At 50.3% G+C, this 11,874-nt stretch carries 8 protein-coding genes; 3 read left to right on the forward strand and 5 right to left on the reverse strand.

Annotated elements, in window-relative coordinates; translation table 11 throughout:
* Both F608_RS0112565 and F608_RS0112570 read right to left on the reverse strand, forming a co-directional pair.
* Complete coding sequence (locus F608_RS0112565; RefSeq protein WP_022665995.1) at positions 1–1,416, reverse strand: cobyrinic acid a,c-diamide synthase CobB; 1,416 nt, start codon at positions 1,414–1,416, stop codon at positions 1–3.
* Positions 1,413–2,042: a precorrin-8X methylmutase gene (locus F608_RS0112570; protein ID WP_022665996.1), complete on the reverse strand. Its 630-nt coding sequence runs from the start codon at positions 2,040–2,042 to the stop codon at positions 1,413–1,415. The genes F608_RS0112565 and F608_RS0112570 overlap by 4 nt, the downstream gene beginning before the upstream one ends.
* A gap of 299 nt (positions 2,043–2,341) precedes the next feature.
* On the opposite strand from F608_RS0112570, the gene F608_RS0112575 reads away from it, so the two are divergent.
* Together F608_RS0112575 and F608_RS0112580 are read left to right on the forward strand one after the other, a co-directional pair.
* The gene (locus F608_RS0112575) at positions 2,342–3,034 is read left to right on the forward strand and encodes an alpha/beta fold hydrolase (RefSeq protein WP_022665997.1); all 693 of its coding nucleotides are present in this window, start codon (positions 2,342–2,344) and stop codon (positions 3,032–3,034) included.
* Between the two features lie 166 nt (positions 3,035–3,200).
* Positions 3,201–3,629 carry a hypothetical protein gene (locus F608_RS0112580; protein WP_022665998.1) on the forward strand — a complete coding sequence of 143 codons (429 nt, stop codon included), beginning with the start codon at positions 3,201–3,203 and terminating at the stop codon, positions 3,627–3,629.
* Between the two features lie 69 nt (positions 3,630–3,698).
* Here F608_RS0112580 and F608_RS0112585 read toward each other — a convergent pair whose 3' ends face one another.
* The gene (locus F608_RS0112585; RefSeq protein WP_022665999.1) at positions 3,699–5,645 is read right to left on the reverse strand and encodes an ATP-binding response regulator; all 1,947 of its coding nucleotides are present in this window, start codon (positions 5,643–5,645) and stop codon (positions 3,699–3,701) included.
* Positions 5,642–9,577, reverse strand: coding sequence for a transporter substrate-binding domain-containing protein (locus tag F608_RS0112590; RefSeq protein WP_022666000.1), 3,936 nt, complete (start codon positions 9,575–9,577; stop codon positions 5,642–5,644). The genes F608_RS0112585 and F608_RS0112590 overlap by 4 nt, the downstream gene beginning before the upstream one ends.
* Before the next feature lie 248 nt (positions 9,578–9,825).
* Between F608_RS0112590 and F608_RS0112595 the strand changes: the two genes are divergently transcribed.
* Positions 9,826–11,025: an aminotransferase class I/II-fold pyridoxal phosphate-dependent enzyme gene (locus F608_RS0112595; protein WP_022666001.1), complete on the forward strand. Its 1,200-nt coding sequence runs from the start codon at positions 9,826–9,828 to the stop codon at positions 11,023–11,025.
* An 11-nt stretch (positions 11,026–11,036) separates the two neighbouring features.
* Here the strand turns inward: F608_RS0112595 and F608_RS0112600 are convergent, their stop codons facing one another.
* The gene (locus tag F608_RS0112600) at positions 11,037–11,696 is read right to left on the reverse strand and encodes a cytidylate kinase-like family protein (protein ID WP_022666002.1); all 660 of its coding nucleotides are present in this window, start codon (positions 11,694–11,696) and stop codon (positions 11,037–11,039) included.
* Positions 11,697–11,874 lie beyond the last annotated feature (178 nt).

Consider the following 11,874-nt stretch of genomic DNA (forward strand, 5'->3'; position numbering starts at 1 on the left):
TTACCGGTCCCGGACAAATGGTTGCCGGTTCTCTTTAAATACAGAACAGGCCCGGACAAAGGACCGGGCACAGGAGGGATTGGATCCGAAATGGACATGGAGGTAGGAGCCCAGGGTCTGGCCGGTCTGAAACCCTTTCAGGGAAATTTCCCGCCCGGCCCGGGAAGTGACATGGTAGACATTTTTTACCGGCCCGGTGGGTCCGGCCTGATTTTCTCCTTCCTTTAATGAGGAATAGTGAAATTCATGACCCCGGATGATATCCCCTTTCTGTCCGATAAGGGTGTCCTCCTTTAAAACGATTTCCCGGTACCCCAGGGAGCGCAGCCTTTTGGACATCTGAATGGAAAAATCAAAGCATCCGGCCATGGGATACTCCTTTTGTCCGTCCGACACCTCTTTGCTCAGGAACATGAACCCCCCGCATTCGCCGTAGATGGGCATGCCGGCAAGGCTTGCCCGCCGGATCTCATCCATGAGATCTTTTTTAGAAGACAAGTTTTCGGCAAAGATTTCAGGATATCCCCCACCAAAATAGATGCCGTCAATCCCTTCAGGCAGCCGATCCTGTTCCAGGGGGGAAAATTCAAGGATCTCTGCCCCTGCCTCCCGGAGCCGGTCCAGATTGTCCGGGTAGTAAAAGCAGAAGGCCTTGTCCTTTGCCACGCCAATGACCGGCCTTTTTTCCGGGGGATGAAGCCCGGGATCAGGCCTTTGGTCCTGTTCAAGGGAGACCGGCTCAAGATGGTCCAGGAGCTTGTTCATCTCCACATTCTCTTCCACCATGGAGACCAGGGTGGAGAGCACCTCTTGAGAAATCCCCCTTTCCTGGGCCGTGACAAGCCCCAGGTGGCGCTCGGGCATGACAATATTCTCCTTCCTGGGCATGCAGCCCAGAACCGGGGTTTTGCAATGCTGCTCCACGGCTGTTTTCAAATATTCGTAGTGAACCCTGGAGCCGGTACGGCTGAAGATCACCCCGCAGATGTCAAGGTCGGGATCAAAGGTTTCAAATCCCTTGACCATGGCAGCGGCGCTCCTTGCCATGCCTTTGACATCCACAATGAGAAGAACGGGCAGGCCTAGGATTTTGGCCATCTGGGCGGTGGAACCCAATTCAGATGTCCCGTCATATCCGTCAAACAGACCCATCACCCCTTCCACCACGGCAATATCCGCATCCCGGGCAGCTTTGGCAAAAAGGGTTTGATTGTACTCCTGGGTCAGCATCCATGAGTCCAGGTTGACACTGTCCCGGCCAGCGATCTTTGTATGATGGCCCGGATCGATAAAATCCGGCCCCACCTTAAAGGGGGCTACCTTTATCCCCTTGGAAGCCAGCCAGGCCAGGAGAGCCAGGGTGACCGTGGTTTTGCCGGATCCCGATCCTGCTGCGGCAATCACAAACCCTTTCATCCTTCCGCCTTCAGCCTTTTATCCGCTTCTATGGCCAGGGCATTGACAATACTGGCCGCCACATTGGAGCCGCCCTTCCTGCCCTTGTTGGTGATATAGGGGATGTCCATCTCCATGAGTTCGTCCTTGGATTCGGCGGCATTGACAAAGCCCACGGGAAAACCGATGACCAGGGCCGGGGAGGCGTTTCCCTCCCGGATCAATTCCATGAGGCGGAGAAGGGCCGTGGGGGCGTTTCCCACCACGTATATACCCCCGGACAGCTCATCACAGGCCATGTCCACAGCAGCCAGGGCCCGGGTGGTCCCGGTCTCTTTTGCCTTTTTTGCCACTTCCGGGTCGGCAATGAGACAGCGGACCTGCCCGCCGAACTGGGTGATCTCTTTTTTCCGGATACCCACCCGGGCCATATTGGTGTCCGTGAAGATCTGTTTTCCTTGGCGGATGGCCTTGATGCCTTTTTCAACGGCATTTCCGTTAAACCGGACGGATTTTATATACTCAAAATCCGCAGAGGTGTGGATCATCCTCCTGACAATGGGCCATTTTTCATCATCAAATCCATGGTCCCCGGCTTCATCTTGAATAATTTTGAAACTGAGGTCTTCTATTTCCTGGGGTTTCATCTGATTTCCCTGTCTGTTTAAAGAATTGGTAAAACTGAGGGCCAAGGTACCATTTTTAAAAAGGGTTTTGCAAATTCAATTTGAACCGGACAGGAATATATTATATCTTTAATTTTACAACGGTTTTCCAGCCCGGATTTTTCCTGACTCGAGTTTTACCCATCTATAAATTGACGGGCATGCAGCTCTAATCGTTTGTCCCAAATGTCCGGGTTTTTTTGTCCGTTTTTCCGTAATACCGGACACGTTTATCTGTTCAGAACAAGGATACGGCTTCAACCAAAAACAAAGGAGGAATCATGGAACAGCCGATCACCCCAACCCGTCTTTCATTTTTGTATTCATGGGTTTGTCTTGTTTTGGCCCTGTGGGTTTTTGTGCCCGGTGCATTTTCCCGGCAGGCCTCATATGAAATGCCGTCTGATATTGATCCTTCAGCCAGGTACTTGTTTTTTCTCCATAATTATTATGTTGAAAAGAACGGGCCCGGCGGTGACTGCAGATACCAGGATATTCTCAGGGCCTTTGAAGAAAAAGGCTTTACCGTCATCAGCGAACTTCGCTCCGGAAAAATTATTCCCTGCACCTATGCCGCCGTTGTGACGGCACGGGTAAAAACCCTTTTGGAATCCAATGTCCCTCCCCGGAACATTGTTGTGGCAGGACACTCCAAAGGAGGAGTCATCGGTCTGTGTATGGCCTCCCAACTGGAGAATTCCAAAATCCAGTATGTGATCATGGCCGGCTGTGAAATCGCCTCTGTTAAAAAATACAAGATGTACCCGGATTTTAGAAAACTCAAGGGACGGATCCTCTCCATCTATGCCGAATCCGACAAGATTGCCGGAAGCTGTAACCAGGCCTTTTCACACGCCGCCAAAGGATTGTCCAATACAGAAATAAAATTAAAAAGCAATGCCGGACACCGGCTGTTTTTCACACCGGATGACATCTGGCTTTCTCCAATGTTTGAATGGATCAAAAGGAATTGATACCGGGCAATCCCTGAACCTTGGGGATGGGTCTGCATACTTTTTAAAATCCCTTGAGCGGATCTTCTCTCTTTGTTTTAGTTTATTTTTAATTCTTTTTTAGGAGGCCTTTGCTAGGATGGTTTTATAGAAAATTCTCCTCTAACCCAATTGCCGGAGATGTATCATGATACCCGCAGCCAAAAAAGGCAGGGTCCTTACCCTGGCGTTCATGCTTTTTGCCATCAGTGTTCCGCTTTTTGTGAGCCTTTATTTTTCCGATCCCAGTACAAATTCTTTGTTTCAAGGTGTACGGCAACGAAAAGCGGGTACGGATTTCACTAAAAAGTCCAAGGAGGTAAACGGCCAGATTTTCCTCTTAAAAGACAGTCTTTTTACCATTAAAAACCTGAGACTGACCTTTAAAGGGATAAAAAAACAGGTGATATACATGGAGGTTTACCTGCTGGAGCTTGACCCCCAGACCGCTTATCCGTACACTCTATCAACAGCAGAAGCCAGGGCGGGAGTCCGCCTGGGAGATTATAAACTCCGGCTCATATCGGCAAATAAAAATCTATTAAAGATCAAAGTGGAGGATCTATACGGGACTTAGAGGAAGACCCGGTTCAAGCCCCGGGCTGGAACCCGGGGTTAAGATGTTCAACCTGCTTTCAACCCTTTTCTATTCTTTCCCCTTGAAAATCGATTTCAGGGCGGCGGCCATCTGGGAAGGCGAGGCCGGCTTCTGGAGAACCGAACAGACGCCTTGTTTTTTGGCGCTTTCCTGGGCAAGTACTGCGCCAAAGCCCGTGGACAGGATAACGGGCAGGTCCGGACGAATCTCCAACACCTTTCTGACCAGTTGAATGCCGTTCAGCCCGGGCATGGTAAGATCCGTGATCATACAATGAAATTCTTCCGGATTCCGGGTGATCAGTTCCAGGGCCTGAAAACCGTCTTCAACAGCGGTGGGGCAATAGCCGAGAACGGTAAGAAGTTCCGTAACCATTTCACGGTAAAGGTCATCATCATCCACAACCAGAACGGTTTGGCTCTTCCCGTAGACCATTTCTTCGGATTCGGGCTGAAAAGACCGGACGTCTTCATCCAGACAGGGAAGATAGACCTTGAAGCAGGTTCCCTGATTTTCCCGGCTCTGGACAACAATGTTTCCGCCATGGCCTTTTATGATTCCCTGGGCAAGGGAAAGTCCCAGGCCGGTTCCCTGGTCCATGGGCTTGGTGGTAAAATAGGGTTCAAATATGCGCTCCAGAAAAGGGGCCTTGATCCCGGTCCCGGTATCATGAACTTCCAGAAGATTGTATTCCCCGGGGCTCAGGGAAAGCTCTCTTATCTGTGAATCTTCAAAAAGGGCCAGGGGATTGAGCTTTACGGTCAAAACCCCCTTTTCTCCCATGGCGTGAAAGGAATTGGCACACAGGTTCATGACCACCTGATGGATCTGTGTGGGATCGGCCAGAACCGGCTTACAGGCTTGAATTTCTGTTTTGATCTCAATGGATGCCGGGCAGGAAGCCTTGAGCAGGTTCAGGGCCTCCTCGACAATGGGATCAATTCTTACGGCTGTTTTCTCCTGTTCGGTCTGGCGGCAGGAGGTCAGTATGTGTTTGATCAGGTCTTTTGCTCTCAAGGCCGCTGTTTCAACGGCCTCCAGATGCCCGGAGATAGGGGAGTTGTCCTCCAGTTTCAGGGCGGCCATGTCGGCATGGCCCAGGATCACCCCCAGGATATTGTTGAAATCATGGGCAATTCCTCCGGCCAGGGTACCGATGGCCTGCATGCGCTGGGCCTGTCTGAGCTGGGTCTCCATATTTTTGCGGTTTTCTTCGGCATCCATCCGGTCGGTGATGTCTTCCAGGACTACAATTCCGTACATGGAATCGTCCCGGATATCCCTGGCCGTTGAGATGGTCACCCGGCCCCAGAGCATGTTCCCGTCTTTGGGAAGATATTTTTTTTCCCTGCGGAGTTTTGAAATCCGGCCGGCAAAAAGATCTTTGGATTCGGCCCGGTCTTTTTCCCGGTCATCGGGATGGACCAGATCCGTCAGGTTCAGGCTGTGAAAATCCCCTTCTTCATACCCCAGGATCTGGCAAAAGCTCTGGTTGACCCTTAAAAAGGAACCGTCCGCCCGAATATGGGCCATGCCCACGGCGGCATTTTCAAAGGTCTGGCGGAATCGCTGTTCACTGAATTCGGCTTTTTCCCTTAACAGGTTCTGAAAAGAGGCTGCCTGGAGATGGGTTGTAATCCGGGCTTCCACCTCTTCGATCTGAAAGGGCTTTTCAATATAATCCACCCCGCCTTTTTGAAATCCCAGCACCTTGTTAAAGGACTCGCTCAGGGCGCTGATAAAGATCACGGGAATCCGTTCCAGGTCCGGATCTTTTTTAAGGGCTTCACATACCTGGTATCCGTCCATATTCGGCATGTGAATGTCCAGCAAGACCAGGTCCGGGGAAGATCTGCGGATGCTGGCCAGGGCCTGGGCACCATCCATAGCCACCCGGACATCGTATTTTCCTTCTTCCAGCATTGAACTCAATACCTTGAGGTTGTCCGGATTGTCGTCTGCGATCAGGATGACGGGTTTGTCTGTTATATTCATTCTTCTGGATCTCCTGTTGATTTTCCATGGCCCGGAAACAACCGCCCCAGAGCACTAAAATCATATCGGTCTGCCAATGTTTTTAACGAAGCAGAAAGTTGAGAATCATGGCTTCGGATCTGCTCGATTATCTGGTGGACGGTTTTCACGTGACCGAGCTCCAGTGCATTGACCATCCCATCGTAAACGGACTGGGGAATCTTTTCAAGTTTTTCATGGAGGTCAGGGTCATTGGATCCTGAATCGGCATCTGAAGGATCGGACAGGGCGGCATAGGTAAACCTGACCGCGTCCGAGGCCTCCATGAGCCCGAAGAGTTCAGGCTCCCTGAAGGGCTTGCCCAGAAAACGGTCTGCCCCTGCGCTGAGGACGGCCTCCTTGTCCTGCTCCAGGACGCTTGCTGTAACAGCGATGATCAGGGGCCTGTCTCCCTGGGGAAGGGTCCGGATCTTTTGAATGGCCCCAAGACCTCCCAGGCCGGGCATGACAATATCCATTAAAATGATCTGGGGAGCCCAGGATACAAAAATCTCAACGGCCTGTTCCCCGGATTCCGCCTCTTTAACGAGAAAACCGGTCCGTTCCAGCATCTGGCGGAGAAGATCCCGGTTCACGGGCCTGTCATCCGCAACCAGGACCCGGACCTCAGTTCCGGCATCAAGGCCGGCCACCTGTATTTGGGGGCGGGCCGCCTGAACAAGGGCGCCATCCCCCGGGGCTACCGTACAGAAAAAGGTGAATACGGCTCCCTTTTCCTTCCCGTTTTTAACCTGGATATCCCCGGACATCCGGCGGGCATATTCCCGGGAAATGGCCAGTCCCAGGCCGGTTCCCCCTTCCGGATTTTCAGCCGGGGCCTGTTCGAAACTTTCAAAAATCTTGTCCAGATAGGATTCCGGGATCCCGGGACCGGTGTCTTCCAGTTCAAACATGAGCCGGATTTTATCCCCGGCCCGGCCGCTGTTTTCATCCATGTTTTCAGAGGATACAAAAAGCCGGATTCCGCCGGTCCGGGTAAATTTAACGGCATTTCCCAGCAGATTGATCAGAATCTGTCTAATTTTTCCTTCGTCCGCATAAACGTAGCGGACCAGATCCGTCGCAAAATCCAGGTTCAGGGAAAGCCCCTTTTCCCGGGCCGGGATCCTGAAAATCATCTCAAGATCTCCCAGTAAATGATGCAGGTCAAACACCGCAGGTGAAAACTCGTGCTTCCCGGCCTCAATCCTCGATATTTCCAGTATATCGTTGATGATGCCCAAAAGATGTTCTCCGCTCCGGTTAATGGCCTCAAGTCCTTTTTTCTCTTTTCCGGTAAGGCCGGCGGTCCGTTTCAGTAACTGGGAATACCCCAGGATGGCATTCATGGGGGTCCGGATCTCATGGCTCATATTTGCCAGGAAAACGCTTTTGGATCGGTTGGCCTTTTCCGCCTCCTGCTTGGCCAGGATGAGTTGTTTTTCCGTCTCTTTTCTCTGGAAAACCTCGGAGTTCAACCGCCTGATCCAGTAAAGGAACAATAAAAAGAGGAAAATGACCGGGATAAAAACCTTGAAAAATAATGCGAAATCCGTTCCATGCTCGTATTGAACGGAGATCCATTTCTGGTAGATGATATTTTTTTCAGATTCCGGCAGGGCAGTAAAGAACTTTTCAATGATATCCCGTAAGGGGGCCATATCTTTTCTCACGGCCATGGATACTTTGAGGGTGTAGGGGCTTTTTCCCGCAACTTTTATGGAGGTGGTTTTTCGTTTCCCCAAATAGTATCCTGTGGTCAGGATGCTTCCCATGAAGGCTGAAACCCCCTTTTTTTCCAGAAGTCCCAGACCCTGTTCGATGTTCCTGGCCGTAATAATCTCCATGGCAGGGTACTCCTTTTTCAGAAATTCTTCCACGGCATATCCCTTGACGACCCCTATTTTTTTATTTTTTAACTCGCTAACATCCCCTATATAGGGCATATCCTGGCGGGTAAAAATCACAATGGGGATATCCATGTAGGGCTGGGTAAATATGAGGTTTTCTTTTCGGGCCCGGGTCTCCGTGGCAGCGGAAAGAAGGTCCAGTTCCTTGGTTTTAAACAAAGAAAAGGCCTTTTCCCATGTATCTGATTCCTGGAATACAAAGCGGATGCCCAGATACTTCTCCATTAAACCCAGATATTCAACTGAGATTCCGGACCATATTCCCTTTTTGTTTTTAAATTCCACCGGCGCCCATCCGGGATCGGCGCAGACCCGGATCACCGGGTGATTCTTTAACCACTCCTTTTCCCCGGCCGATAGAAATGTTTTAAATTGAAGGGGCCTTGAATCCGAGGCAATGGGAAGCCATTTATTGAGAAGGGCCGTTTTTTGTTCCGTGGGAAAAGATTTCAATGCCTTGGAAAGGATCTTTTCCAGTATGGGCCAGTCTTTCCGGACCCCCATGGACAATCCGGTTTTTTGTTCCGTGTACTGGCCCGCCACCCGGAGATTGCTGATGCCGTTCTGCCGGATATAATAGGTACTGACGCCCAGAACGCCCACATAGGCTTTTGCCCGGTTCATGGAAACGGCCATCAGCCCTTCCAGGGGAGTGTCCACGGTCACGGGAATAATCTGGGGATTCTTCTTGAGTACCTGCCGGGTATGGACAGATCCTCTGACCAGGGCCACCCGTTTATAGGCCAGGTTAGGGGAACTGAAAATTTCGTCTTCATCGTTCCGGGTCAGTATGGTCAGGGGAGTGGGCAGATATATGTCTGTAAATTTTAAATATTTTTTATTTTCCCGGGTCGGTGTCGTTGCCGGGATCAGCTCCAGGCCGCCGGTTTTTGATTTTTCCAGAATCTGGGCGCGGTTCAGGTCCGGCACCGGGTAAAAGGTAAGTCCGGTGAGCTTTTCCAGCTCTTTCATCATATCCGGAACAAGGCCCCTGAAATTTTTATCCCTGTCCCTAAAACTATAGGGAGCATAATCCGGATCCATACCGCACCGGATCACCGGATGGTTTGAAATCCATTCAAGTTCCCGGGGAGTCAGGATGGTTTCCGGCAGCACCGGCAAGGGAACCATGGTTTCTATGGGAAACCATTTTCTCTGGATCAATTCCCGCTCCCGGGGTGAAATGGATGCCAAGGCCCTGTTGACCAGGTCCCGCAATAGTAAATTCTTTTTTGGAAATGCAAAGGAAAGGGTTTTGGTCTCCTCTGAAACATAGGAGGTTATTTTCAGATTGGACAGGGCATGCCGGCCAATGAGACGGGTGGCAACGGCCATGTTCCCGATAACGGCGTCCAGTTTATCATTGGAAAGGGCGATCAAAGCCTGGCGAAATGTGGGGAAAATGACCGGATTAATTCCGGTTTCCTCCCGGATATAGCCGTAATGGGAGCTGTCTTTCTGGACACCCACCTGCAGCCCTGAAAGATCGTTTATCCCTTTTATATCATCCCCTTTTCTGGATATGATCACCCGGGGAAATGAAAGATAGGGGTGTGAGAAGATAAAATGTTTTTCCCGCTCCCGGGTTCTCCCCATACAGGGAAGCATATCCAGCCGGCCCTGGCGGACCGAGGATACGGCCTCTTCCCAGCTCAGGCCGGTTACGGGGACAAATTTTATCTGAATCCGCTTACCCACCAGGCGGACAAAGTCTGCGGCAGCTCCTGAATATCCCTTTGATTCATCATGGAACTCAAAAGGGGCAAATTCCGGGTCAAATCCGAACCGGATTACGGGGTGGTCCCGGACCCAGTTCTTTTCAGAAGGGGTCAGGTCAATTTTATCTCTACCCTGTCGGGAGTTCAGGCCCGGGTCAGGGGAAATAGATGCTGTCTCTCCCTTTTTTTTGGCTGCGGGACTTGAATGAACCGGGGAATAGCAGGCAAAGAAAAGGCAGGCAAACAGGCATATCACTCGAAAGAAAAATTTTTGTTTTCTTTCCATGGGCTATCCTGGCTGGCAAGCAAATCATTAGTATCAGAAAATGACTCCATCAATTTATCAGATAAAACAGGTTTTTAAAATGCTTTTCTCACACTCTCAAATCACCTAGCGAAAATGCGATATTTCTTACACTTTTTTCATGACAGAAAGTCACCCATCCTGATATTTTACTTTTGCTGTAACAAGAAAATCTGTTATGATTCTTGCCTTACAATTTAATTGCTCGATTATTAGAAAGGAGCCTGGTTTTGGAAGACAAAAATATCATTCGTTTTGCCACCCGGATGGAACAGCTGCCCCCTTACCTATTCGGTATGATAAATAAGATGAAGATGGAGAAACGGCGCAACGGGGATGATGTTATTGACCTTGGCATGGGAAATCCCATGGACCCCACACCGGATGCGGTCATCGACAAACTGGTGGAGGTGGCAAAGGACCCCAAGGCCCACAGGTATCCTGAAAGTTCGGGCATGCCCCACCTGAAACTTGAAATTTCAAAGTATTACAAACGCCACTACGACATCGACCTGGATCCGGACAAGGAGACCTATTTCACCATCGGGTCCAAGGAGGGGATCTCCCACCTCTGCCTGGCCATCATGGGTCCCGGGGATTCTGTTCTGGTTCCGGCCCCGGCCTTTCCCATCCATATTTATGCCGCAGTCATTGCCGGGGCCAATGTCATGAAAATCCCCATTGAGCCGGAAACCAGTTTTCTGGACCGGATCATCAATATCTGTGAATCCTGCTATCCCAAGCCCAAGGTGCTCATGCTCAACTATCCCCACAATCCCACCGGCGTGGTCACGGATAAGAATTTTTTCAGGGAAATAGTGGCCCTGGCCAAGCGATTCAAGTTTATGGTCATTAATGATTTTGCCTATTCAAAAATCACCTTTGACGGGTATGAAGCCCCCAGTTTTCTCCAGGTGGAAGGGGCCAAGGATGTGGGCGTGGAATTCGGATCTTTTTCAAAGTCCTATAACATGGCCGGATGGCGAATTGGATACTGTGTGGGCAACGAACAGATTGTCCAGGCCCTGGGCAAGATTAAGGGATACTTTGACTATGGGATTTTTTCCGCCATCCAGGTGGCCGGCATCATTGCCCTGCGGGACTGTGACCCCACCATTCCGGAACTTGCCAAGGTCTATGAAACCCGGCGGGATGTTCTATGCTCCGGCCTGGAACGGGCCGGGTGGAACGTACAAAAACCCAAGGCCGGCATGTTTGTCTGGGTAAAAATTCCCAAACCCTTTGATAAGATGGGATCCATGCAGTTTGCCGTGGAGATGATGAACAGGGCCAACGTGGCCCTGGCTCCGGGAATCGGTTTCAGCGAAGAGGGAGAAGGATTTCTCAGGCTGGCCCTGGTGGAAAATGAAGAGCGCCTGAAACAGGCCATCCGGCAGATGAGAAAGGCCATGGAGCAGATGGAGGTATGATCATCCTATCCTTACCCGATGGCGCATTGAATGGTCTGAACCGCTTTATCAACAGATAAAGTGCCGGTATTGAGAATCAAATCGTAATTGGAAGGATCATTGGCATCGGAGTTAAAATACCGTTTGACAAAGGCGGTCCTGTTGGCGTCAATGCTGATCATGAGATTCCGGGCATCATCAGGGGATAAATCCCGGGCTTTCTGCAGATACTCCCGCCGCATAGCATCCGGCGCCACAATTCTCACCCTGAGGGTGTTGCATTTTTTCAGGGCGCAATTGCCTCCCCGGCCCAGAATAACGGCATTGCCGTGTTTTCCAATGGTATTGAGAATCCTGAGCAAAAGTTTTGAATATTCATCGGGCCAGAGATGATGCTCATGAACCAGGGCCGATACAATATCGTCCACGATGTTCATGGCTTTTTCATCCAGGGTCTGTAAAAGGGCTTTGCTGTTTTTACTGGTTTCGATCATGGCCTCCAGAATCTCGTGGTGAAACAGGTCAAACCCCAGTTTTTTGGCCAGCTTTTCCGCCACTTCCTGACCCCGGCTCCCGCATTCCCGGGAAATGGTAATCACGTTAATGGCCTGGACCAGGGCCGGAGATTCTTTTTTCCCCAGTTCCCATCGTCTGATCTGTTCGTCGATGATTTGATGAATGGATCGATTCATGATGCCCTCCTTAATTTAAAAGGATGAAGGATAAGGGCTGAAGGATAAACCTTCAGCAATATTTTTTTTCAGCAAAAACTCGTCGGCAACCGGTATAAATTCAGATATATGAATACTATTTATATAATAAATAGTATTCATTATTCAGTCAATAGGATGGTGTTGAGAAGGATTTTAC

The sequence above is a fragment of the Desulfospira joergensenii DSM 10085 genome (assembly GCF_000420085.1).
In the GTDB taxonomy this organism is placed as follows: domain Bacteria; phylum Desulfobacterota; class Desulfobacteria; order Desulfobacterales; family Desulfobacteraceae; genus Desulfospira; species Desulfospira joergensenii.